General features: G+C 64.5%; 19 protein-coding genes. 6 read left to right on the forward strand and 13 right to left on the reverse strand.

Annotation, left to right across the window (positions count from 1 at the left end):
- Positions 1 to 26 precede the first annotated feature (26 nt).
- Positions 27 to 2,045 carry a TRAP transporter permease gene (locus tag ACNSTU_RS09830; protein ID WP_290631995.1) on the forward strand — a complete coding sequence of 673 codons (2,019 nt, stop codon included), beginning with the start codon at positions 27 to 29 and terminating at the stop codon, positions 2,043 to 2,045.
- A 75-nt stretch (positions 2,046 to 2,120) separates the two neighbouring features.
- A complete protein-coding gene (locus ACNSTU_RS09835) occupies positions 2,121 to 3,317 on the forward strand; it encodes an acyl-CoA dehydrogenase family protein (protein WP_290631997.1) in 1,197 nt (398 codons plus the stop codon).
- 162 nt (positions 3,318 to 3,479) lie between these two features.
- On the opposite strand, the gene ACNSTU_RS09840 is transcribed toward ACNSTU_RS09835, so the two are convergent.
- The 7 genes from ACNSTU_RS09840 to ACNSTU_RS09870 all read right to left on the reverse strand — a co-directional run bounded on the left by ACNSTU_RS09840 (position 3,480) and on the right by ACNSTU_RS09870 (position 11,062).
- The gene (locus ACNSTU_RS09840; protein WP_418212313.1) at positions 3,480 to 5,303 is read right to left on the reverse strand and encodes an AMP-dependent synthetase/ligase; all 1,824 of its coding nucleotides are present in this window, start codon (positions 5,301 to 5,303) and stop codon (positions 3,480 to 3,482) included.
- Between the two features lie 24 nt (positions 5,304 to 5,327).
- Positions 5,328 to 6,134, reverse strand: coding sequence for an ABC transporter ATP-binding protein (locus ACNSTU_RS09845; RefSeq protein WP_290632001.1), 807 nt, complete (start codon positions 6,132 to 6,134; stop codon positions 5,328 to 5,330).
- Positions 6,135 to 6,144: 10 nt separating this feature from the next.
- Positions 6,145 to 7,377 (reverse strand): ABC transporter substrate-binding protein, encoded by a 1,233-nt coding sequence (locus tag ACNSTU_RS09850; RefSeq protein ID WP_290632003.1) that lies wholly within the window; start codon positions 7,375 to 7,377, stop codon positions 6,145 to 6,147.
- A gap of 32 nt (positions 7,378 to 7,409) precedes the next feature.
- Positions 7,410 to 8,453 (reverse strand): branched-chain amino acid ABC transporter permease, encoded by a 1,044-nt coding sequence (locus ACNSTU_RS09855; RefSeq protein WP_290636785.1) that lies wholly within the window; start codon positions 8,451 to 8,453, stop codon positions 7,410 to 7,412.
- 2 nt (positions 8,454 to 8,455) lie between these two features.
- A complete protein-coding gene (locus tag ACNSTU_RS09860; protein WP_290632007.1) occupies positions 8,456 to 9,334 on the reverse strand; it encodes a branched-chain amino acid ABC transporter permease in 879 nt (292 codons plus the stop codon).
- A complete protein-coding gene (locus ACNSTU_RS09865) occupies positions 9,334 to 10,146 on the reverse strand; it encodes an ABC transporter ATP-binding protein (protein ID WP_290632009.1) in 813 nt (270 codons plus the stop codon). The genes ACNSTU_RS09860 and ACNSTU_RS09865 overlap by 1 nt, the downstream gene beginning before the upstream one ends.
- A 226-nt stretch (positions 10,147 to 10,372) precedes the next feature.
- The gene (locus ACNSTU_RS09870) at positions 10,373 to 11,062 is read right to left on the reverse strand and encodes a TetR/AcrR family transcriptional regulator (RefSeq protein ID WP_290632011.1); all 690 of its coding nucleotides are present in this window, start codon (positions 11,060 to 11,062) and stop codon (positions 10,373 to 10,375) included.
- Positions 11,063 to 11,540: 478 nt separating this feature from the next.
- Here ACNSTU_RS09870 and ACNSTU_RS09875 point away from each other — a divergent pair, with 478 nt between their 5' ends.
- The 4 genes from ACNSTU_RS09875 to ACNSTU_RS09890 are packed head-to-tail and all read left to right on the forward strand — an operon-like array spanning position 11,541 to position 15,929.
- Positions 11,541 to 11,915 carry a response regulator transcription factor gene (locus ACNSTU_RS09875; RefSeq protein ID WP_290632013.1) on the forward strand — a complete coding sequence of 125 codons (375 nt, stop codon included), beginning with the start codon at positions 11,541 to 11,543 and terminating at the stop codon, positions 11,913 to 11,915.
- Between the two features lie 2 nt (positions 11,916 to 11,917).
- Positions 11,918 to 12,142 (forward strand): hypothetical protein, encoded by a 225-nt coding sequence (locus ACNSTU_RS09880; protein WP_290632015.1) that lies wholly within the window; start codon positions 11,918 to 11,920, stop codon positions 12,140 to 12,142.
- 9 nt (positions 12,143 to 12,151) lie between these two features.
- Complete coding sequence (locus ACNSTU_RS09885; RefSeq protein ID WP_290632017.1) at positions 12,152 to 14,896, forward strand: sensor histidine kinase; 2,745 nt, start codon at positions 12,152 to 12,154, stop codon at positions 14,894 to 14,896.
- A gap of 4 nt (positions 14,897 to 14,900) precedes the next feature.
- Positions 14,901 to 15,929 carry a YheT family hydrolase gene (locus ACNSTU_RS09890; protein ID WP_290632019.1) on the forward strand — a complete coding sequence of 343 codons (1,029 nt, stop codon included), beginning with the start codon at positions 14,901 to 14,903 and terminating at the stop codon, positions 15,927 to 15,929.
- A 68-nt stretch (positions 15,930 to 15,997) separates the two neighbouring features.
- Here the strand turns inward: ACNSTU_RS09890 and ACNSTU_RS09895 are convergent, their stop codons facing one another.
- The 6 genes from ACNSTU_RS09895 to infB all read right to left on the reverse strand — a co-directional run bounded on the left by ACNSTU_RS09895 (position 15,998) and on the right by infB (position 23,034).
- Complete coding sequence (locus ACNSTU_RS09895) at positions 15,998 to 16,210, reverse strand: cold-shock protein (protein ID WP_290632021.1); 213 nt, start codon at positions 16,208 to 16,210, stop codon at positions 15,998 to 16,000.
- 296 nt (positions 16,211 to 16,506) lie between these two features.
- The gene (pnp, locus tag ACNSTU_RS09900) at positions 16,507 to 18,603 is read right to left on the reverse strand and encodes a polyribonucleotide nucleotidyltransferase (RefSeq protein WP_290632023.1); all 2,097 of its coding nucleotides are present in this window, start codon (positions 18,601 to 18,603) and stop codon (positions 16,507 to 16,509) included.
- 40 nt (positions 18,604 to 18,643) lie between these two features.
- Positions 18,644 to 18,913, reverse strand: coding sequence for a 30S ribosomal protein S15 (gene rpsO / locus ACNSTU_RS09905; protein WP_290632025.1), 270 nt, complete (start codon positions 18,911 to 18,913; stop codon positions 18,644 to 18,646).
- A 99-nt stretch (positions 18,914 to 19,012) separates the two neighbouring features.
- Complete coding sequence (gene truB, locus ACNSTU_RS09910) at positions 19,013 to 19,921, reverse strand: tRNA pseudouridine(55) synthase TruB (protein ID WP_290632027.1); 909 nt, start codon at positions 19,919 to 19,921, stop codon at positions 19,013 to 19,015.
- A gap of 8 nt (positions 19,922 to 19,929) precedes the next feature.
- Positions 19,930 to 20,307, reverse strand: a complete 378-nt coding sequence (rbfA, locus tag ACNSTU_RS09915; RefSeq protein WP_290632029.1) for a 30S ribosome-binding factor RbfA — start codon at positions 20,305 to 20,307, stop codon at positions 19,930 to 19,932.
- A gap of 63 nt (positions 20,308 to 20,370) precedes the next feature.
- Positions 20,371 to 23,034 carry a translation initiation factor IF-2 gene (gene infB, locus ACNSTU_RS09920; RefSeq protein WP_290632031.1) on the reverse strand — a complete coding sequence of 888 codons (2,664 nt, stop codon included), beginning with the start codon at positions 23,032 to 23,034 and terminating at the stop codon, positions 20,371 to 20,373.
- Positions 23,035 to 23,038: the final 4 nt, after the last annotated feature.

Consider the following 23,038-nt stretch of genomic DNA (forward strand, 5'->3'; position numbering starts at 1 on the left):
ACATACCCACAACAGGCATGGGTGACATGACTGATCAACACCAGACGTTGGACGCATCACGAGAGGAATCGGAGCGTCGCGCGGAAGAACTCTACGCCACCCGTTACCGCATCCTGTCGAAGCCCTGGCAGGCCCTGCTCATGGTCATGACCGTGGGCATCAGCCTCCTCGCCATCAATCAGATCTTCAATTTCGGGTTCTTTATCGGCGATGTGATGCTCGACAGCCGGTACCTGTATATCTACGTGGGGGCCATCCTGATGATGGTCTTCATCTCCTTCCCGGCAACCGGGTCGGCCTCGCGCACCACGGTTGCCTGGTACGACATCCTGCTGGCACTGGCGACAGCCGGCCTGTTCGGCTACTTCGCCATGCACGCCGAGCGGATCGTTCTCGAAGCCTGGGAATACGCGGCGCCCCAGTTCGGCATCTACATGGCACTGGCGACCTGGGCGCTGGTACTCGAGGCCGGGCGCCGGACGGGCGGCTGGCCCATTTTCGTGGTGGTGCTGACCCTGTCCCTGTATCCGCTGTACGCCGACCGCGTGCCGGATGTCATCTCCGGCGTCAGCATGGGCCTCGAGGAAGCGGCTGCATTCCACATCATGAGTGAGGAGAGCCTGTTCGGCATCCCCACGCAGGTGGCAGCGCTGCTGCTGTTCGGCTTCCTGCTGTTCGGCGTGTCGCTGCAACACACGGGGGCGGGCAAGTTCTTCATCAACATCGCCTTCGCACTGCTCGGCCGCTTCCGCGGGGGGCCGGCGAAGGTCGCGATTTTCTCCAGCGGGCTCATGGGCTCCATGAGCGGGGGCCCCGTCACCAACGTGCTGACCACGGGCCCGCTGTCCATTCCGACCATGCGGCGGATCGGGTTCTCCCGTGGTTATGCGGCCGGTGTCGAGGCGTGCGCCTCCACGGGCGGCGTGCTGATGCCACCGATCATGGGGGCCACGGCGTTCGTGATGGCGAACTTCCTTGGCGTGTCCTACGTGACCATCGTCATAGCGGCCATCATCCCGTCCCTGCTCTATTTCTTCGGTCTGTTCATGCAGATTGACGCCTACTCCGCGCGCCACGACCTGAAGGGGCTGCCGCGGGAGGAACTGCCCCGCGCCTGGGATGTGCTCAAGGAGGGCTGGTACTTCATCGCCGTGTTCGTGCTGCTGATCTGGATGCTGGTGGTGCTCCAGCGCGAGGCGACCGCGCCGTTCTACGCCACGGCGCTGCTGCTGGTCATCAACCAGTTCACCAAGCACCGCCTGAGCATGCAGGGCTTTCTCAAGCTCCTGTCGGCCGCTGGTCAGATCCTCGCCGAGCTGGGCGGGATTCTCGCGGCAATCGGCCTGATCATCGGTTCCCTGCAGGTCACGGGCATGGCCGGCACGCTGACCAACGACCTGGTCTACATTGCCGGCGACAACGTGCTGATGCTGCTCATCATGGGCGCGCTCACGGCCTTCGTGCTCGGTATCGGCATGACGGTCACCGCAGCCTACATCTTCCTGGCGGTGATCCTCGCCCCGGCACTGATCCGCGCCGGGCTCGATCCGGTGGCCTCCCACATGTTCATCATGTACTGGGGCATGCTGAGCTTCATCACGCCGCCGGTGGCGATCGCCGCCTTCGTCGCCGCGTCGGTGGCCAAAGTGAATCCGATGCGCGCCGGGTTCGAGGCCATGCGCCTGGGCACAATCATCTACTTCATCCCGTTCTTCTTCGTGTTCAACCCGGCACTGCTCCTGTTCGGCACACCGATGGAAGTGATTACCGTGGTCATTACCGCGCTGATCGGTGTCGTCCTGCTGGCCGCCGGGCTACAGGGCTACCTCCTCGGCGCCGGTCGCGTGCCCTCCGGGCCGATGGGCTGGTTCGCCCGCACGGCGCTGGTCTGCGCCGGCCTGACGCTGGCGGCACCCGGTGGCGGCATGCTGGGCATTGCCCACGGGACGCTGCTGCTGATATCCGCCAGTCTGCTATTGGTGGGGGCAACAACCATTCTGTTGCACAGGCGGATGCTGGGCGAACCCATTCAGTTCCGCCTATAGAGGGATCACCATCAGGCCACTGCGCACCACGTGCCGGTGGCCTTTCTTTTACGACAGATAGAGGTGAGCAACACCATGTTCGAGTTCAGCGACCGATCCAAAGAGCTGCAGGACAAACTCCTCGCCTTCATGGACGAACACATCTACCCGAACGAGGAGGTGTTCAGAAAGCAGCACGCCGAAGGGGACCACTGGAGCTCCCCTCCGATTCTCGAGGAGCTCAAGGCGAAGGCGAAAGCCGAGGGGTTGTGGAACCTGTTCCTGCCCGAAAGCGAGTACGGGGCCGGCCTGACGAACTTCGAATACGCGCCCCTGTGCGAAATCATGGGTCGCTCGCCCATGGCGCCGGAGGTGTTCAACTGCTCCGCGCCGGACACCGGCAACATGGAAGTGCTGGCCCGCTACGGCTCGGAGGAGCACAAGAAGCAGTGGCTGGAGCCGCTGCTCGAGGGGAAGATCCGCTCCTGTTTCTCCATGACCGAGCCCGCCGTGGCCTCCAGCGACGCCACCAACATCGAGACGGAGATCCGCCGGGACGGCGACGAGTACGTCATCAACGGGCGCAAGTGGTGGTCCTCCGGAGCACTGGACAAGCACTGCAAGATTGCGATCGTCATGGGCAAGAACGACCCGTCGGCGCCCAAGCACAAGCAGCAGTCCATGATTCTTGTGCCGCTGGACGCACCGGGGGTGAAGATCGAACGGGCCCTGCACGTGTTCGGTTACGACCACGCCCCGCACGGCCACGCAGAGGTCCACTACGACAACGTGCGCGTACCGGCAAGCAACATGCTCCTGGGTGAGGGCCGCGGCTTCGAGATTGCCCAGGGCCGCCTCGGGCCCGGCCGCATCCACCACTGCATGCGCTCCATCGGAGTCGCCGAGCGGGCGCTGGAAGCGATGGTGGCTCGCGCGAAATCCCGCAACGCGTTCGGTCAGCGCCTGGCCGACATGGGCGGCTTGCGTCAGGAGATCGCCCGGTCACGCATGGAGATCGAACAGGCGCGCCTGCTCACCCTGAACGCCGCCCACATGATGGACACAGTGGGCAACAAGGTGGCACGGCGGGAGATCGCCATGATCAAGGTGGTTGCGCCGAACATGGCCTGCAACGTGGTGGATCGCGCCATTCAGGCGTTTGGCGCCATGGGCGTGTGCCAGGACACCTTCCTCGCCTCGGCCTACGCCAACCTGCGCACGCTGCGCCTGGCCGACGGCCCGGACGAGGTGCACATGGAGAGCATCGCCAAGCTGGAGATCGGCAAGGACTGATCGGTCACTGCCGGCTCCAACTGTGAAAAAGCCCGCCAAACGGCGGGCTTTTTGTTGTGGTGGACCTGAAGGTCCACCCTACGTCTGCCCCGGACCCTTGGCGCCGAGGTTTCCCCGGGCGTAGGGTGGATCTTCAGATCCACCTTCTGCTTGAGGTATCCGTCACGCGGCCCCGGCATCCCTGTACAGCGACTCGATGAGGTCGCTGTACTTCTCGTAGATCTTGCCGCGCCGGATCTTCATGGTGGCGGTGACCTCGTCATCGTCGTGATCCAGCTCCTTGGTAAGCAGGGCGAACCGTTTCACCTGAGCCACCCGCGGCAGCTGTTCGTTGGCGGCCTGGATCTCGCCATCAATGAGGGCGTTGACGTCCGCATGCTCTGCCAGACTGCGGAAGGTGGTGTACGCAAGCCCGTGCTCTTCGGCCCATTTGGCCACCGTATCGTAATCGATCTGAATAAGAGCACTCACATACTTGCGCGCCTCGCCGGTGGCCACGCACTCCTTGATGTAAGGGCTGGCCTTGACGGTGTTCTCGATCTCCGACGGTGACAGGTTCTTGCCACCGGCGGTGATCATGATGTCCTTCTTGCGGTCGACCATGCGTATGATCCCGTCGCGCATCTCCACCACATCGCCGGTATGCAGCCAGCCATCCCGGATGGTGTCCTCAGTGGCCTGGGGATTCTTGTAGTACTCCTCGAACACCATGCCGCCGCGGATCAGCAGCTCACCATCATCCGCCACCATGACCTCCACGCCGGGGGTCGCCTCGCCGATGGTGCCCGGCTCGATGCGGCGCGGGTGCTGCGCCGTCACCACACCGGTGGTCTCGGTCTGGCCGTAGACCTCCAGGAGCGGGATACCGATGATCCGGAAGAAACGGATGATATCCGGCGCAATGGGTGCAGCGCCGGTTATGGAGACACGGCAGCGGCGCAGGCCGATGAAATTCTGCAACGCCCTGAACATCAGCCAGTACGCGGTCCAGTAACGCAGGCGCTCCCCGACCCCAAGCTGGTTTCGATCCCGGAAACAGAAGGGTTCGCACGTGGCGAGCGTCCGGTGATACAGCCACCGGCGCAGCGGTCCGCTCTCCAGCATCTTGATGTGGATGGCGGAATGGAGTTTCTCCCAGATCCGCGGCACCCCCAGGAACACCGTTGGCGCCACCTCGCGCAGATCCTCCTGAACCGTGCGCAGCGATTCGCCGAAGTTCACGAGCATGCCCAGATACATGGGAGCAAAGTTGGTGGTGGCCTGCTCCGCCACGTGGCACAGGGGCAGGTAGGAGAGCAGGCTGTCGCTCTCGCGCAGTCCGAGCCCGTTGATGATGCTCGGCGCGGCGGCGTGGATGTTGCGATAGCTGATCACCGCCCCCTTCGGCTTGCCCGTTGAGCCAGAGGTATAGATCATCAGCGCGCGCTCACCCAGCGTCTGCTCGTCCAGCAGACGACCGGCAAGCCCGGGGTCCCGTGCGTCGACAGCGGCACCGAGCTGTTCCACGTCGTCGAAGGACAGCAGGTCGGGCTCGTCGTAGTTGTGCAGGCCCTTCATCTCGGGCGCCACGATCTTGCGCAGACAGGGGAGCCGTTCGCGCACCTCGAGCACCTTGTCCACCTGTTCCTGGTCCTCGCACAGGACAATCTGGGCGTCGGAGTGCTCGAGCACGTAGGCCACCTCCGCCGCCGGGCTGGTGGGGTAGACACCCACGGTGACGCCGCGGACGATGCCGGCGCCCATCTGCCCGATCACCCACTCGATCCGGTTCTCGGAGATCACGGCAAAGTGACCGCCCACATCCAGCCCCAGCTCGCGCAGCCCCAGCCCGAAATGGCGGGCCCGACGGTAGTAGTCGGACCAGGTCAGGGGGTGCCAGATGCCGAAATCCTTCTGCCGCAGCGCCACGCGATCCGCACGGTTCCCGGCGTTCCAGCGCAGCATCTGGGGCAGTGTCAGCTCCGGGAATTCAGCCTGTGCAGCCATTGAACATCCCTCCGTTGCGGCGGCTCAAGACAACCACCGCTTGCGGCGTTTGTAATGCTTCACTTCGCGGTAGCTCTTGCTCTCGCCCTCGGCCTCGCCACTGCCCAGATAGAACTCCCGCACGTCGTCGTCGGCCATGAGCTTCTCCGGCGTCCCGTCGATGACCACCCGGCCCGACTCCATGATGTAACCGTAGGATGCCAGCGCCAGCGCCACGTTGGCGTTCTGCTCCACCAGCAGCATGGCCACGCCCTGCTCCCGGTTGATGCGCGCGATGATGCCGAAGATCTCCTCCACCAGCATCGGCGACAGGCCTAGAGAGGGCTCGTCCAGTAGCATCATGCTGGGCTTGCCGAGCAGCCCCCGGCCGATGGCCAGCATCTGCTGCTCACCGCCGGACAGGTAGCCGGCCAGGGAGCGCCGGCGGGAGTAGAGCTGAGGGAAGTACTCATAGACCATGTCCTGTCCCGCGCGCCCGGAGCCGCCATTGCTGGCGTAGCCCGCGGCCACCAGGTTCTCCTCCACAGTCAGGTCTTCGAACACCCGCCGCCCCTCCATGACGTGGCACAGCCCGTCACGAACCAGGCGATGCGGGGGACGCGAGCCCACCGCATCGCCGTCGAACCGGATTGACCCGGAAGACAGCTCGCCGTTCTCCAGGAAGAGGATGTTGGCAATGGCCTTCAGGGTGGTGGACTTGCCGGCGCCGTTGGAGCCCAGCAGCGCCACGACCTCGCCGCGCGGGACGCTCAGGGACAACCCCCGGAGCACCTGCACGGTGTGGTTGTACACCACCTCGATGTTGCTGACTTCGAGAATCCGGTCACTCACCGCGGCCTCCTCAGTCCGTCTCGTCCAGGTCAATCCAGTCGGAGACCGGCACCATCCGGCCTTCTTCCGCGTCGGCGCGGTAGATCCGGCCCACGGGGATAGAGTTGCCACGGAAGGTCACCGGCACGCCAATGATGCCGCCGGTATCGATGTCTTCCAGCGAATCCAGCGCCTTGCGCATATTGGTCCCGGTCAGCTCGTCTCCGGCGTCCAGGGTGGCCTGGGCAATCTGCATCAGCAGCATGCCGGCCAGCCAGCCCTGGGTGTAGGTGGTGGCGCGATACTCGTCGTGCATCTCGTGAATCGCACCGAAGACCTCGGTGTCCGGAGCCTCTTCGTCGTAGTAGTACCGGTACGGCATCACGCCCATGAAGCCGTCACCCGCATCACCCATTTCGTCGATGATGCCCTGGTCCATGGTGTAGATCGTGCCCATGAACCGGGTATCCATGCCCATCTGCCGGGCGCGCTGAATGAAGTCCGGGATCGGGGAAAGGATGTAGCCATGGAAGATGGTGTAGTCCGGACGCGCCCGGCGCAGCTCCAACGCCGCAGAGGAAATGTCCGAAGCGCCCGCCGGCGTGACAATGGTCTCGACGTGCTCAAGGCCCAGTTCCTCAGCCATCTCCTCACTGGCGCGGATGGGGTCACGACCGAACTCGGTATCGGAATGAACCAGCGCCACCCGGGCACCCGGATCCTCCTCGGCGATGTAGTTCAGCAGAATGCCCACCTGTTCGGTGTAATCCGGTCCCAACAGGAACTGCAGCGGATACTGCTCCGGGTTGTTCAACTCCGATGCAAACGAAGCCCCAGTCATGAGAATGTCACGCCGGTTCAGCGCCGAGTTGATGCTCTGAGAGAATGCCGTGGAATCGCCGAAGTAGAAGTCCACATCCTCCCGGCTGGTGATGCGCCGGAACACCCCCACGGATTGGTCGGCGTCATAGCCGGTATCCTGTCCCACGTAACGGAACTTGCGGCCATTGACTCCGCCTTTCTCTTCGTTCGCCCAGCGCACGAAATCGCGGATCCCGTCGTTGAACTGCAGACCGGCGAAGGCGAACACCCCGGTCATGGGGATGGAGCCGCCGATGACAATGGCGTCCTCCTCGTCCGCATCGACCCCGACCTCGGCCTCGTCCGGCTGATCGGCCAACACGGTGCTTGCCGTCATCAGCGCCAGCAGCGCCGCGGACGCGGTGCCAAGAAACAGCTCACTGGTACGTTTTCTCATGGACATGGAATCACCCTCCTGCCGCTGACTGACAGCGGCTAGTTACGGAACGGCCACAGATGGAAGAAACGCCGTATACGCCGCCAGATCTCCGCCAGCCCGTGGGGCTCGAACAGCAGAAAGCCAACGATCAGCAGACCAAAGACCATGGTGCGCACCGGCGACAGCAGCGCCGAGGCATCGTGGACGAATGGTTCCAGCACATCGACGCCGTAGCGCAGCAGCTCCGGCGTGAGCGTCATGAACACCGCCCCGAGAATGCTGCCAAGAATCGTCCCCAGGCCACCGACGATGATCGCGGCCAGGAAGAAGATCGACAGGAGCAGCGGGAAGCTCTCGGGATTGATCGAGCCGTAGAAGTAGGCGTAGAACCCGCCCGCAATCCCCGCGTAGAAGGACGCGATGGCGAAGCTCATGAGCTTGTACAGGGGCAGGTTGATCCCCAGCACCGAGGCCGAGATGTCACGGTCGCGGATGGCAATGAACGCCCGCCCCACCCGGGTGCGGAACAGGTTCGCGGCCAGGATCAGCATCACCACCGTGACCGGCACCACCAGCCAGTAGAAGGTGTCCGGGTTGTCGAACTCCACGCCGAACAGTGTCGGCGGCTCGATATTGATGCCGCGGGTTCCGCGGGTGACGCTCTCCCAGTTGATGAAGATGAACTGCAGGATGAACGACGCCGCGATGGTGGCGATGGCGAGATACAACCCCTTCACCCGCAGGCTGGGCAGGCCGGCGATGATGCCGACAACCGTGGTCACCGCGCCGGCGGCCAGCAGGTTCATGATGAAGGGCGTGCTGGCGTTGTTATCCAGCCAGGCGACGGTATAGGCGCCAACGCCCATGAACGCCGCCTGCCCGAGACTCACCTGCCCGGTATAGCCCGTGAGGATGTTCAGGCCGGTAGCGCTGATGATGTTGATGCAGATCAGGCACACCAGGTAGAGCCAGTACAGATTGGCCATGAACGGGTAAAGCACCAGCGACAGCAGCAGGATGCCGAACCACACCCATTGCGTCCGCGTCCGGAACAGGCTCTCGTCGGCGGCGTAGGTTTCCTTGGGAGATCCGATACGCATGGTTATAACCGCTCGATTTCACGGGTGCCGAACAGGCCCCAAGGCCGCAACAGCAGCACGACCATGAGGATGATGAAAGTGACCAGATGCTCGTACTCGCCGCCCAGGTACACACCGGCGAGGGATTCGATCCAGCCGATCAGAAGCCCCGCCACCAGGGCGCCCAGCACGCTGTCCAGGCCACCGACGATCACCACCACCAGAACCGTGAGCCCGAAAAAGCCCATCTCCGAGGAAATCCCCGCGATGGAGCCGAGCAGCAGGCCGGCACCGGCGGCCAGCATGCCCGCCAGCCCCCAGGAGAGGCTGTAGACCGCCGGCACGTTGATCCCCATGGCATAGGCGGCGCCCTGGTCCGATGCCGTCGCCCGCAGTGCCACACCACCCCGCCAGAACCGGAACAGCACCAGGAACACGGCGATGACCACGCCGGCGATGATGAAGCTCCAGAACGTCTTGGGCGCGACGAAGGCGTCACCAATGAAGATCGGGTCGTCCGGCAGGAAACCGGGCAGGCTGCGGGGCGCAGCAGTCCAGATGATCTCCACCAGCCCCACGAGAACGCTGGCCAGGCCAATCGTGACCATGAACACGGAGATCGGATTCTCGCCCAGCAGTGGCCGGATCACGAGACGCTCAAGCGTCAGCCCCAGCAGCGCCCCGCCGGCCAGCGCCAGCACGATGGCGAGCCAGACGGGCAACATGAAGCCGGCCGCGAAGCCGAAGAACAGGTAGGCCCCGAACATGAGCATCTCGCCCATGGCAAGGTTGATCACCCGGGTGGCCTTGTAGATGACCACGAACGCCACCCCGGTCAGGGCGTAAAGCGCACCGAACCCCAGCCCGGCCAGGCTGACCTCGAAAAAGAAAAGCCAGTCCATCAGGCAGCCCCCCTCTCGCCACGCAGCCGCTCGCGCAGGGTGGTCATGTCATCGGCGCCGAGATACGCCTCGATCACTTCCGGATTGGCCTGAACCTCCGCCGGCGTGCCACCCGCAATCCGCTGACCGAAGTTGAGCACGTAAACCCGGTCGGAGATGTCCATGACCATGCCCATGTCGTGCTCGACCATCAACACGGTCACGCCCCACTGCTCCTTGACGTCCAGGATGAAGCGAGCCATGTCCTCCTTCTCTTCTCGGTTCATGCCGGCCACCGGCTCGTCGAGCATCAGGACCTTCGGCCGCATCGCCAGGGCACGGGCCAGCTCCACCCGCTTCTGCAGGCCGTAGGGCAGCGACGCCACGGGGCTGCGGCGGATGTGGTCGATCTCCAGGAAATCGAACACCTCGCGCTCGATCTCCGCGCGCACACGCACCTCCTCGCGCCGGGCCCGGCCCATGTAGAACATGGCGCTCAGGGGACCGGTGCGCATGCGCACGTGCGCCCCCAGCTTGACGTTGTCCATAACGGTCATGCCGCGGAACAGGGCGATGTTCTGGAACGTACGTCCGAGCCCCATGGCCGCGCGGCGCGGCGCCGGCACTCGGGTCACGTCCTGCCCCGAGAGCGTCACGCGCCCCTTCTGCGGGCGGTAGAAACCGGAGATGGAGTTGAACAGCGAGGTCTTGCCGGCGCCATTGGGCCCGATCACTGCCGTGATACTGCCCTCCGCTACCGTCAGGCTGACGTCCCGCAACGCATGAACGCCACCGAACGACAGCGAAAAGCCATCCACTTCGAGAATAGTCATTGCAGCTCCACCGATTGACTCGTGCACGCCGGCGGTTCCCCCGCCGGCACGGTCGACTCAGGCCACCCGGGCGACACACACCCGGCGGCTGCTACCGCGAATCAGGGCACTGCAACGGTGAGTCCTGACGGACCCGTCCAGGGTTGATCATGATGCATCTCCTCCGTTGGTGATTCGTCATTGCGATCACCTTTTATGATTGATGGGGTGCATGCCCCTGCCGCTGTTACGGCGTATTGTTTCCGGTCCCGCGCCCCGGCTGTGCCATGGACGCCGGGTCATGCTCCCGTGGCGCCAGGCCGTGGACCAGCATGTCGACGCACTCATCGGCCACCGCCTCAGCGGTGTACCGGCCATCCGGCTCGTGCCACTTGGCGATCCAGTTCAGCGCGCCGGTGAGCGTGAACGTCAGCAGCCGCACGTCGCGGTCGATGATGGAGCCGTCCTTGATCCCCTCTTCCACCACGCGGCGCACGGTGGCATCGATCTCGCGCTTGATGGCGCGCTGCTTGAGCCTGCTCTCCGGCGCCAGTTCGTTGTCGCCCACCCGCGTCACGCACTTGCCGAAATCCTCGGTCATGATCACGGCATAGTCACGCATGATCGAGGTCAACCGCTCCAGCCCCGTCTGCCCGGGCCGGCAGCGACCCGCGACCTCGCGGATCCGCTCCAGTCCACGGCGCGTGCACTCGAACAGGATTTCGTCCTTGCTGCTGAAGTAGTGGTAGATCGTGGGTTTCGTGACGTTCAGCGTTACGGCGACCTGCTCCAGCGAGGTGGCGTGAAAGCCATTCTCGTTGAACGACCGCACCGCCGCCAGCAGAACGGCCTCGCGTTTCTGCTGGCGCTGGCTGCCACGCTCCCCGGCGGGCTGCCAGGGCGACGTGACGTGCGGTTGTTCGCTTGAATCGGCCAAGCAGACTCTCCCCCGATGCATCCGACCGGTTCGACCGCCGGTCTGGATGTTTCTTTCCAGTCGATTCTATACTCGCGGGTAGACTCCCGGTCAACCTCGGTTTCGATCCATGAGGCGGCCCCGGACCCGTCGATATGCTTGGGGGGCGGGAGAACGTGGTGGACCTGAAGGTCCACCCTACGCCTGGACGACACGGCGGGATGAACGGCAAGGCGCGTAGGGTGGATCTTCAGATCCACCGCCTCCGGGAAAGGCCGCGGTCGCCAATGATTCGGCCTGTTTCGACCGCCTCAAACCGGCCTTTCACGGGCTCCGTTTGTCACGCTTTGTAACGCCCCTGTGTCGCCAGGTAACACCTGGCGACACAGCATGCGCACGGGCGCGACGGGGTCGTTTTCAACAGCCATAATAGTCGCAAAGTGGAGCGGGTCCCGGCCGGGGACGCCGGGCCCGACAACAACGATGGCGAGGAGAAACGATGCCGAAACGCATCCTGATCGTTGACGACGAGCCGAACATTGTCCTGTCCCTCGAGTTTCTCATGAAGAAGAACGGCTACGACGTGGAGACGGCAACGGACGGCGAACAGGCGTTGACAGCTGTCGACCGGCAACGGCCGGACTTGGTGCTGCTCGACGTGATGATGCCCCGCAAGGATGGCTATCAGGTCTGCCAGACCCTGCGCGAGAACGCGGACTACGCAAACATGCGGATTGTCATGCTCACCGCCAAGGGGCGCGATGTGGAACGGGAGAAAGGCCTCTCTCTCGGCGCCGACGATTACATTACCAAGCCGTTCTCCACCCAGGATGTGGTGGACAAGGTCGGCGAGCTGCTGGGTGACCGCTCGTAGCCATGGGTAGCCGCATCGGCAGATCCGGGATCGGCAACGCAACACGTCGGAGCGAACGCCTGGTGGCGCTGTTCGTACTGGCTGCCCTGCTGTTCAACTACCCGATCCTGTCACTGTTCACCGGCGACAGGCTGGTCTTCGGGCTGCCGCTGCTGTACGTGTATCTCTTTATTTCCTGGGGGGTGGTCATTGGCTTCACGGGCTGGATTCTGCGCCGTCGCCGCTGAGGGTGGTTCATGCCGGAATGGCTGATCATCATCACGCCCTTTCTCTACCTGGGGCTGCTGTTCGCCATCGCCTACGCGGCAGACAAGCGCGCGGACAGCGGACACTCCCTGGTCAACAACCCTTACGTCTACACCCTTTCCATCGCGGTGTACTGCACAGCGTGGACGTTCTACGGCAGTGTCGGACGGGCGGCCGAGGATGGGGTCAGCTTTCTCACCATCTATCTCGGCCCGACACTCATGGCCATTCTCTGGTGGTTGGTGCTGCGCAAGATGATCCGCATCGCCAAGCAGCACCGGATCACGTCGATCGCGGACCTGATCGCCTCGCGCTACGGCAAGAGCATGCTGCTCGGTGGCCTGGCAACATTCATCGCCGTGGTGGGCATCACGCCCTACATCGCGCTGCAGCTCAAGGCGGTGTCCGCAAGCTTTGAAGTCCTCCTGACCTTCCCCGACGGCGTGGAGTCGGCCGCCGGCATGACCGGCCTGATCGCCGACAAGGCGTTCTGGGTCGCCTGCCTCCTGGCCGTTTTCACCATCCTGTTCGGTACCCGCAACATCGACGCCACGGAGCGGCTGGAAGGCATGGTCGTGGCGGTGGCGTTCGAGTCCATCGTCAAGCTGCTGGCCTTCCTGGCGGTTGGTTTCTTCGTGACGTTCATGTTGTTCGAGGGCCCCGGGGACATCGTCGGGCGCATCCAGGCACAGGAGGACATGCGCGAACTGCTGGCGTTCCGGGACACGGCCAGTGGCTATGGCAGCTGGCTGGCGCTGACGCTGCTGTCCATGGCCGCCATCATGTTCCTGCCGAGGCAGTTCCAGGTCACCGTTGTGGAGAACGTCAACGAGGACCACCTGCGAACGGCCGCCTGGCTGTTCCCGCTCTACCTGCTGCTGATCAACGTGTTCGTGCTGCCCATCGCGCTCGCCGGAATGCTCTACTTCGGGGACGGGACGGTCAACCCGGACAACTTCGTGCTCGCGCTGCCCCTGGCCGAGGGCAACGAGCTGCTGGCCATGTTCGTCTACCTGGGCGGCTTCTCGGCCGCCACCGGCATGGTCATCGTGGCCACCATCGCCCTGGCCATCATGGTGAGCAACGACCTGGTCATGCCGGCCCTGCTGCGCATGCGCCACCTCCCGGTGATCGAGCGTGTCGGCCTGCGGCGGCTGATCATCTACCTTCGCCGCATCATTATCGTCGCCATCGTGATGCTGGGCTACGCCTACTTCCGGCTGATCGCCGAGACTTACGCGCTGGTCAGCATCGGGTTGATCTCGTTCGTCGCGGTGGCCCAGTTCGCTCCGGCGATTCTGCTCGGCATGTACTGGAAGGGCGCCAGCCGGCCTGGCGCCCTGACCGGTCTCGTGCTCGGTTTCGCCGTGTGGCTGTATACGCTCATGCTGCCGTCCCTGGCAGACCCGGGCTGGCTGCCCATGGCGCCCATGGAAGACGGCCCGTTCGGCATCGGGTTTCTGACGCCATACGCGCTGTTCGGCCTGGACGACATGGACCCCATCACCCACGCCCTGTTCTGGAGCATGCTGGCCAACGTGGGCGGCGTCGTGCTGGTCTCGCTGCTCACGCGCCAGAGCGACATGGAACGCATCCAGGCCACGCTGTTCGTCGACGTCTTCCTGCGCTCGGAGCAGGACACCCGGTTCTGGCAGGGCAACGCCACCATCGGTGACGTCGAGGCGCTCCTAGCCCGCTTCGTCGGTGAGGAGAGGGCTGCCGAGGCCCTTGCCACCTACGTCCCCCTCGGTGACGAGGCGCCGGAGGCATCCAGCCGCCAGGCCCCGCCCGAACTGGTGAATCACGCGGAACGGCTGCTGTCCGGCACAATCGGCTCGGCCTCGGCGCGCGTCATGGTCGCATCCATCGTCAAGGGTGAGGCACTCACCTTCGAGGGCGTCATGGAGATTCTCGACGCCACCTCGCGGGCCATCGAGTACAGCCAGCAGCTGGAACAGAAGTCCCGGCAGCTCGAGCAGGCCACATCGGAGCTGCGCGCCGCCAACGAACGCCTGAAGGAACTGGATCAGCTCAAGGACGAATTCGTCTCCATGGTCAGCCACGAGCTGAGAACGCCACTGACGTCGATCCGCGCTTTCGGCGAAATTCTCATGAACAACCCCGACATGGAGGAGCCGCAGCGCCGGGAGTTCCTGGAGGTCGTGGTCCGCGAGAGCGAACGCCTCACCCGCCTCATCAACCAGGTGCTCGACCTCTCCAAGATCGAAAGCGGCTGGGGCGAGTGGCAACTACGCACGCTGGACCTGTCTGCTGTCGTGGATGAGGCGGCGGCGGCCACATCGCAGCTGTTCAGCGAGCGCAACGTGAAACTGGATCTCCAGTTGCCCGACGGCCCCTGTCCTGTCAAAGGGGACGGAGACCGGCTGATTCAGCTGGTCATTAATCTGCTCTCCAACGCGGTGAAATTCACGGAACCCGGCCAGGGGCCCGTGACCGTGCAACTGCGGACAGTCGGCTCATGGCAGGAGCTGCGGGTCACTGACTCCGGCCCGGGCGTCCCTGACCACGAACTGGAGCGGATCTTCGACAAGTTCCACCAGATCAATGACCAGCAGGCCGGCAAACCCAAGGGCAGCGGTCTGGGGCTGGCCATCTGCAAACGCATCGCGGACCTGCACTGGGGAGCGATCCATGCCGAGAACAGCGGCAGTGCGGGAGCCTCCTTCATCGTGCGGCTACCGGAAGCGGGCGGCGACCACTGTGATGTAAACTAGCTTCATGAGTACCCCGCACTCCGACGATACGGCCGCCCTTCGCCCCAACCAGTTCCGGGCCCCGTGGTGGCTGCGTGGCGGCCACGCCCAGACCCTGTGGGCCGGGCTGCTGCGCACTGCGCCGGACGTACCGCTTACCGCCGACATTCTTGAACTGCCCGACGGTGACACCCTGCATCTGGCCTGGGGCCCGTCGGCACCAGGGCCGGTAGTGGTCATACTGCACGGGCTCGGCGGGTGCGCCCGGTCACCGTACGTTCTGGGCCTGCTCGACGGCCTTACCCGGTACGGCATGCAGGGTGTGGTCATGCAGTTCCGCGGTGCGGGTGAGCACCTGAACCGCCACCCGCGCTTCTTTCACGCCGGTGAAATCGGCGATCTGGAAGCCACGGTCGGTCACGTCCGCGCCGCGCTGCCCGGGCGGCGGCTCGGTGTAGTCGGCTTCTCAATGGGCGGAATCATCACCCTGAACTGGCTTGGCCACCATGGCGCGCGAGCGGACGCGGACCTGGCCATCACGGTATCCACGCCGCTGCAGCTCGGGCCCTGTGCCGACTACCTCGCCTCGGGAGTCCGGCGCATCTACGATCGCCACTTGGTGCGCGGTCTACGGCAACTGGTGCGTCGCAAGCAGGCCCAGCAGCCACTACCTCTGCCGCGGGACGCCCTGGGGCGGGCGCGCTCACTGCGGCAGTTCGACGAGTACGTGACCGGGCCGGTACACGGCTTCTCCGGTGCGGACGACTACTACGGACGCTGCTCCCCGTTCCAGGGCCTGCCTGACATCCAGGTTCCCACGCGCATGCTGCACGCCCTGGATGACCCGTTCATTCCGGCGAGTACGTTGCCATCCGCGGCGCAGCTGCCGGAATCAGTCAGTCTGGAATGGAGTGCAGAGGGCGGCCATGTGGGATTCGTCGCCGGGAGTCACCCCGGGCGCCCACGCTACTGGCTGGACGAAGCCGTTCCAGCCATGCTCTGGCAGGGGCTGGCCGCAGAATCGGCACCGGCCGAGGCATCGTCCGTCGCCTGAAGGGAATCCAAAACGCGAAAGGCCCCCGTAAAGGGGGCCTTTCGCCATAACGCTTTCGCGGGTGTACCTCAGCCCACGGCGACCACGTCATCGGCCTGCAGGCCTTTCTGGCCTTCCACCACACCGAACTCGACTTCCTGGCCGTCTTCCAGCGTCCGGTAACCGGTGCCCCGGATGGCACGGAAGTGCACAAACACGTCATCCCCGGCCTCACGGGCGATAAAACCATACCCTTTGGCCGCGTCAAACCACTTGACCGTACCAGTCTCTCGCTCTGCCATTACTAGAACCTCTAAATCACTAATCATTACGCACGGCACGATGGCCGCAAACTCACTTCGACAGGAGGATGACCTTTTCGCCACCCCGCCCGACACAACCCGAGGTGGAACCCGCAACGACCGAACGCGCTGCCCGCGCCCGGTGTCACGCTACCCCGAGGGCATGATTACCGAAGCATTTTTGATACTACGCTGCGTCCGCGGGATACGCAATAACCCGCGCCACCATTGGCCTGAACGCAAAAAACCCCGCACCAGGGCGGGGTTTTTGCGGTTCGATCGAAGCGCGCTCGGTGTCAGGCGCCGGCTTCGTCCACGGCCTTCATGCTGAGCCGCACACGCCCCTGGCGATCGACTTCCAGCACCTTCACCTTGACCACGTCTCCCTCCTTGAGCTTGTCCGCCACGTTGGTGACGCGCTCGTTGGAGATCTGGGAGATGTGCACCAGCCCGTCCTTGCCGGGCAGGATGCTGACAAAGGCGCCGAAGTCCATGAGCTTGACCACACGGCCTTCGTAGATCTTGCCCACTTCGATGTCGGAGGTGAGCTCTTCCACCCGGCGGCGTGCTTCCTCACCGGCGGCCTTGTCAACGGATGCGATGGTCACCACGCCCTCATCGGAGATGTCGATGCTGGCGCCGGTTTCCTCGGTCAGCTGACGGATGGTGGAGCCACCCTTGCCGATGACGTCACGGATGCGCTCGGGATCGATGCGCATGGTCAGCAGGCGCGGTGCGTATTCGGACATGTCCTCGCGCGGCTTGCCGATGACCTTGTTCATCTCGCCGAGGATATGCAGACGCCCGCCGTTGGCCTGGTCCAGCGCCTTGTGCATGATCTCGCGGGTGATGCCCTTGATCTTGATGTCCATCTGCAGGGCGGTGACACCCTTCTCGGTGCCGGCCACCTTGAAGTCCATGTCGCCAAGGTGGTCTTCATCACCCAGGATGTCCGACAGAACGGCAAAGTCGTCCCCTTCCTTGATCAGGCCCATGGCGATACCGGCCACCGGCGCCTTGATGGGTACCCCGGCATCCATGAGCGAGAGGCTGGTGCCGCAGACCGTGGCCATGGAGCTGGACCCGTTGGACTCGGTGATTTCGGAGACCACGCGGAGGACGTAGGGGCAGTCTTCCGGCGCCGGCATGACGGCTTCGACACCGCGCTTGGCCAGCTTGCCGTGACCGATTTCGCGACGTTTCGGGCTGCCCATGAAACCGGTCTCGCCCACGGAGTAGGGCGGGAAGTTGTAATGCAGCATGAAGGGTTCCTTACGCTCCCCTTCGATGGCATCAATGATCTGCGCATCGCGCCCCGTACCCAGCGTCGTCACGACGACGGCCTGGGTCTCGCCCCGGGTGAAGATCGCCGAACCATGCGTGCGCGGCAGGGTCCCGACTTCGATGTCGATGGGCCGAACCGTTTCATTGTCACGGCCATCAATACGCGCCTGGCCTTCGATGATGCGCCCGCGGACGATGGCCTTTTCGACCCCCTTGAACGCGCCGACCACATCCTGTTTCGTGGGAGAGACGCCTTCCTCGGCGCTGGCGAACATTTCGACCGCCTGATCGCGCAGGGCGTTGACCCGGTCGTTGCGTTCGGTCTTCTCGGCGATGCTGTACGCTTCGCGCAGCGCCGCCTCGAACTGGCCCTTGACCTGGTCGGAGAGACTCTCGTCCTTCGGTGCAGGCTCCCAGTCCCAGCGCGGCTTGCCGGCCTCGGCGGCCAGTTCGTTGATGGCGCCGATGGCCTTCTGCATCTGCTCGTGACCGAACAGGACCGCGTCCAGCATCACGGACTCGGACAGCTCGTTGGCTTCGGACTCCACCATCAGTACCGCATCGCCGGTACCGGCAACCACCAGGTCGAGGTCGGAGCTCTCAAGGCCACTGAAGCCGGGGTTGAGCAGGTACTCGCCATCCTTGTAACCCACCCGCGCGGCGCCGATGGGGCCTTCAAACGGAATACCGGAGATGGCGAGTGCGGCAGAGGTGCCGAGAAGGGCCGGGATATCGGGATCGACGTCAGGATTCATGGAAATCACCGTGGCGATCACCTGAACCTCGTTGTAGAAACCTTCCGGAAACAGGGGGCGGATCGGGCGGTCGATCAGGCGACAGGTCAGCGTCTCCTTTTCCGACGGCCGGCCTTCGCGCTTGAAGAACCCACCGGGGATCTTGCCGGCCGCGTAGGTCCGCTCCTGGTAGTTCACGGTCAGCGGCAGGAAATCCCGCTGTGCACCGGACTCGTTCTTGCTGACCACGGTAACCAGTACCACGGTATCCGACATGTTGACCATGACGGCACCAGTGGCCTGGCGCGCGATGGCCCCTGTTTCAAGCGTAACGGTGTGTTCACCGTACTGGAAAGACTTCTTTACCGATTCCACAGCGACTGATCCTCTGCCTGCGGGAAATATTGCCGGCGCGTTACTTGCGCAGACCCAGCTTCGCCACGATCGCCTGATAGCGCTCGCGTTCCTTGCGGTTGAGGTAGTCGAGCAGTTTGCGGCGCTGGTTGACCAGCTTCAGCAGACCACGCCGAGAGTGATGGTCCTGCTTGTGGTCCGCGAAATGCTGCGTGAGATGTGCGATGCGGCTCGTGAGCAGCGCGATCTGCACTTCCGGGGAGCCCGTATCCCCATCCGAGCGCTTGTGCTCGTTGACAATCTCGGCTTTCTGTTCGGCAGTCAGCGACATCAAATGACTCCTGGTATTCCGTCGACTTTTTGAAGGCCCGCTATTGTAGCGGCGCACCTGAACGGCGACAAGCTAAGCACGCTTATCACCGGAAGTTTTTCATGTGGCCATCAGACGCCGGGGCGCAATGCGCCCGTCGTCGAGGACCACCCCCATTCCCAGAAAACGGTCCGGGCCAAACACCTGAACCCAGCCCGCGCCAGGGGCGCGGGGCACGAACACCGCCTGCCCCTGGCGCAGGAATCGGGCGCTGTCCGCGTCAAGCGTTACCGCGGGCCAGTCACGCAGGCCGGCTTCCGGCGGCAGCAACAGGGCATCCAGCGCATCCCCGCCTTGCTCCGCGGCGGCTTCGACCGCATCCATGGTAACCATGGGGTGGCCATCGAAGGGCCCGAGGCCCGTACGGCGCAGCGCGGTCACGTGGGCTCCGGTCCCCAGCGCCTCGCCCAGCGATTCCACCAGGGTGCGCACATAGGTTCCCTTGGAACAATGGACGTCCAGCGTTACGCTCCCGCCGTCACGCGCCACGAGTTCCAGCGCATGGATGGTGATCCGCCGTGCCTTGCGGTCCACTTCCTCGCCCCGCCTGGCAATGCGGTAGAGACGTTCACCTTGGTGCTTCACCGCCGAGTACATGGGCGGCACCTGATCCTGCTCGCCGGTCAGACTCTCTAGCAGGGCCGGCCAGTCCTGCGCGTCCAGATCCGGAACCGGCCGCTCCTCCACCACCTCGCCCTCGGCATCGGCTGTGGTGGTGGTGACACCCAGCAGACAGGTCACCCGGTAGCGCTTGTCGGCGTCCAGGAGAAACCCGGAGACCTTGGTGGCCTCGCCGAAGCACAGCGGCAGCAGCCCCGTCGCCAGCGGATCGAGGCTGCCGGTGTGGCCGGCCTTGCGCGCCTGATAGACGTACTTCACCCGCTGCAGCACCTTGTTGGAGGTGCCACCGGCGGGTTTGTCCAGTAACAGGATGCCGTTGACGTTACGACGGTACCGTTTCGCTGCCACGTGTCGGTTCAGTTGTCAGAGCTACGTTCCTGGTCCTCGTCGATGGCGCTGTCGATGAGCGAGGACAGACGCGCGCCACGATCAAAGGAGGGATCATGAATGAACTTGAGCGCCGGAACCGTGCGCAGCCGCACACGGCGGCCCAGCTCGCGGCGAAGGAAACCGGCGGCGCCGTTGAGTATCTCCGCTGCCGCCTGGCTGGCCTCGGCGTCCTCCCCCAGCACCGTCATGTAGACTTTCGCGTGGGCGAGGTCACGGGTGACATCCACGCCGGACACGGTCACCGACCCGACCCGGGGGTCGCGTACGGTATCGCGGATCGTTTCCGCCAGCTCCCGCTGCAGCTGTTCCGCCACACGCCGGGTCCGGGGTGTCTGCTTTGCCATGGTGTACCTCTCGGCGGGGCGGGGTGAACGCGACGGCCGCCCGGTGGCGGCCGCCGCGTGGTATCACAGGCTCCGGGCCACTTCGATACGCTCGAAGCACTCGATCTGGTCACCGACCTTGACGTCATTGTAGTTCTTCACGCCAATGCCGCATTCGGTCCCGGAGCGCACTTCACTGACGTCATCCTTGAAGCGGCGCAGGGATTCCAGCTCGCCCTCGTAGATCACCACGTTGTCGCGCAGCACGCGGATCGGACAGCGGCGTCGCACCACGCCCTCCTCCACGAGACAGCCGGCGATGGCACCGAGCTTGGACGACTTGAACACGTCCCGCACGTTGGCCAGGCCGATGATCTCTTCCCTGACCTCCGGCTCGAGCATGCCACTGATGGCGTTCTTGACCTCGTCGATGGCCTCGTAGATCACGCTGTAATAGTGCACGTCGACCTCGTGCTCCTGGATCAGCTTGCGGGCGGCTGCATCGGCACGCACGTTGAACCCGATCAGGATGGCGCTGGAGGCAATGGCCAGGTTGACGTCGGACTCGTTGATGCCGCCGACACCGGTCTGGATAACGTGGACCTTGACCTCGTCGTTCGAGAGGTCGGCCAGCGACTGACTCAGCGCCTCGGCGCTGCCCTGCACGTCGGCCTTCAACAGGATATTGACCTGGTTCAGCTCGTCGGACTTCATCTGGCTGAACAGCTCGTCCATGCGTGCAGCCTTCTGCTGCTGAAGCCGCTTGTCGCGCTGGCGCTCCTTGCGGAGCTCTGCCACTTCGCGCGCCTTGCGCTCGTCCTTCAGGACCATGACGTCGTCGCCGGAGCTCGGCAGCCCGGAGAGGCCCAGCACCACGACCGGGATTGACGGGCCAGCACTCTCCACCTGGCGCCCGTTCTCGTCGAGCATGGCGCGCACGCGACCATATTCCACGCCGGAGAGAATGACGTCGCCCTTACGCAGCTGACCGTTCTGCACGAGGATGGTCGCCACCGGGCCGCGACCCTTGTCGAGACTGGACTCGACCACGATCCCCGTGGCCGGGCAGTCGGCCACCGCCTGCAGTTCAAGCAGTTCGGCCTGCAGGATGATGGCCTCCAGCAGCGCCTCCAGGCCCTCGCCGGTCTTCGCGGAGACGTGCACGAACTGCGTGTCGCCGCCCCACTCTTCCGGAATCACCTCGTGCTGACTGAGCTCCTGCTTGACCCGGTCCGGATCGGCCTCGGGCTTGTCGATCTTGTTCACCGCGACGACGATCGGAACCCCGGCTTCGCGGGCATGCTTGATCGCCTCTTCGGTCTGCGGCATCACGCCGTCGTCGGCGGCAACCACCAGCACCACAACGTCGGTGAGCTGCGCGCCGCGGGCACGCATGGCGGTGAACGCCTGGTGACCCGGGGTATCCAGGAAGGTGACTACACCGCGATCAGTAGCGGCATGGTATGCACCAATGTGCTGAGTAATGCCGCCGGCCTCGGAGTCGACCACCTTGGCGCGACGGATGAAGTCCAGCACGGAGGTCTTGCCGTGGTCGACATGACCCATGATGGTCACCACCGGCGGGCGCGCCTGCTTCTCGCCTTCCGGCTCGGCGGCTTCGCTGATGACCTCTTCCTCCAGCGCGTTCTCGTTGACGATCTTCGGATTGTGACCCAGCTCCTCCACCAGAAGAACGGCGGTCTCCTGGTCCACGGCCTGGTTGATCGTGGCCATGACACCCTGCTTCATCATCTCCTTGATGAGCACCGGCGCCTTGACGCTCATGCGCTGTGCCAGGTCGCCAACGGTAATGGATTCCGGGATTTCCACTTCCCGCACCACCGGTGCGGTCGGCTTCTCGAAGCCGTGCTGCAGCGCCTTGCCGGCGCCGCCGCCCCGCTCCTTGCGCTTGCCGCGCTTGCCCGGTCGCGAGGAGACGTGCAGTTCGTCGCGGCTATCACGGCCCTTGCGGCCCTTGCCCTTGCGACGGCTCTCTTCGTCGTCGTCCTGCTTGCCCTTGTCCTTGGCCTTGGCCTTCTTGCGCTTGCCGGAGGACGTGGACTCCGCTTCCAGCGTTGCCGGGTCAGCAACCGGCGGCTCACCGGCTTCGGTGACACTTTCGTCCGCCGCACCGGTCACAGTGGCCTCGCCGGCAACCGGTTCCGCCTCGGCAGCAGCTTCATCCGCGGGCGACTCTGCAGCCTCTGCAGCCTCTTCCGGGGCCTGCTCCTGAACGGCAACTGGCTCGCTGTCGGCCTCGGTTGCTGCCGGCGCCGCATCGGGCGCATCAGCCGCAACGTCCTCCTGCGCTTCCTCGGCATGCGCCGCTTCGTCTTCGGCGGCACGGCGGGCGGCCTCCTCGGCTTCACGCTCCTGCTGCTCGGCTTCCAGCTGCTTGCGCTGCGCCTCCATGTCCTCACGCTTGACGTAGGTGCGCTTCTTGCGGACCTCGACATTCACCGTACGGGTGCTGCCGGCGCCACGCGCGCCCCGGGCGCCGCCGCTGCCTGTCGAAAGCTTGATCTGACTGGTGCTCTTGCGGCGCAGGGTCACCTTGCGCGGCCCGGACTCATCATCCCCGCCGCCGCGCGATTTCTGCAGGTAGGTCAGCAGCGTCGCCTTGTCCTCGTCCGACAACACGGAATCCGCATCACTGACTTCAATCCCCGCCTCGCTGAGCTGCGTCAGCAGCCGCTCGACCGGCGTTCCAACCGCTTCTGCAAACTGCTTGACTGTCACTTCCGACATGTAT

It is taken from the genome of Aquisalimonas sp. APHAB1-3 (assembly GCF_048323695.1).
Taxonomy (GTDB): domain Bacteria; phylum Pseudomonadota; class Gammaproteobacteria; order Nitrococcales; family Aquisalimonadaceae; genus Aquisalimonas.

Bases quoted from the DNA above. Each gene is read 5' to 3' on its own strand.
- ACNSTU_RS09830 (WP_290631995.1), top strand. From the start codon at position 27: ATGACTGATCAACACCAGACGTTGGACGCATCACGAGAGGAATCGGAG.
- ACNSTU_RS09835 (WP_290631997.1), top strand. From the start codon at position 2,121: ATGTTCGAGTTCAGCGACCGATCCAAAGAGCTGCAGGACAAACTCCTC.
- ACNSTU_RS09840 (WP_418212313.1), bottom strand. From the start codon at position 5,303: ATGGCTGCACAGGCTGAATTCCCGGAGCTGACACTGCCCCAGATGCTG.
- ACNSTU_RS09850 (WP_290632003.1), bottom strand. From the start codon at position 7,377: ATGTCCATGAGAAAACGTACCAGTGAGCTGTTTCTTGGCACCGCGTCC.
- ACNSTU_RS09855 (WP_290636785.1), bottom strand. From the start codon at position 8,453: ATGCGTATCGGATCTCCCAAGGAAACCTACGCCGCCGACGAGAGCCTG.
- ACNSTU_RS09860 (WP_290632007.1), bottom strand. From the start codon at position 9,334: ATGGACTGGCTTTTCTTTTTCGAGGTCAGCCTGGCCGGGCTGGGGTTC.
- ACNSTU_RS09865 (WP_290632009.1), bottom strand. From the start codon at position 10,146: ATGACTATTCTCGAAGTGGATGGCTTTTCGCTGTCGTTCGGTGGCGTT.
- ACNSTU_RS09875 (WP_290632013.1), top strand. From the start codon at position 11,541: ATGCCGAAACGCATCCTGATCGTTGACGACGAGCCGAACATTGTCCTG.
- ACNSTU_RS09880 (WP_290632015.1), top strand. From the start codon at position 11,918: ATGGGTAGCCGCATCGGCAGATCCGGGATCGGCAACGCAACACGTCGG.
- ACNSTU_RS09885 (WP_290632017.1), top strand. From the start codon at position 12,152: ATGCCGGAATGGCTGATCATCATCACGCCCTTTCTCTACCTGGGGCTG.
- ACNSTU_RS09890 (WP_290632019.1), top strand. From the start codon at position 14,901: ATGAGTACCCCGCACTCCGACGATACGGCCGCCCTTCGCCCCAACCAG.
- ACNSTU_RS09895 (WP_290632021.1), bottom strand. From the start codon at position 16,210: ATGGCAGAGCGAGAGACTGGTACGGTCAAGTGGTTTGACGCGGCCAAA.
- rpsO (WP_290632025.1), bottom strand. From the start codon at position 18,913: ATGTCGCTGACTGCCGAACAGAAAGCCGAGATTGTCAACGAGCACAAG.
- rbfA (WP_290632029.1), bottom strand. From the start codon at position 20,307: ATGGCAAAGCAGACACCCCGGACCCGGCGTGTGGCGGAACAGCTGCAG.
- infB (WP_290632031.1), bottom strand. From the start codon at position 23,034: ATGTCGGAAGTGACAGTCAAGCAGTTTGCAGAAGCGGTTGGAACGCCG.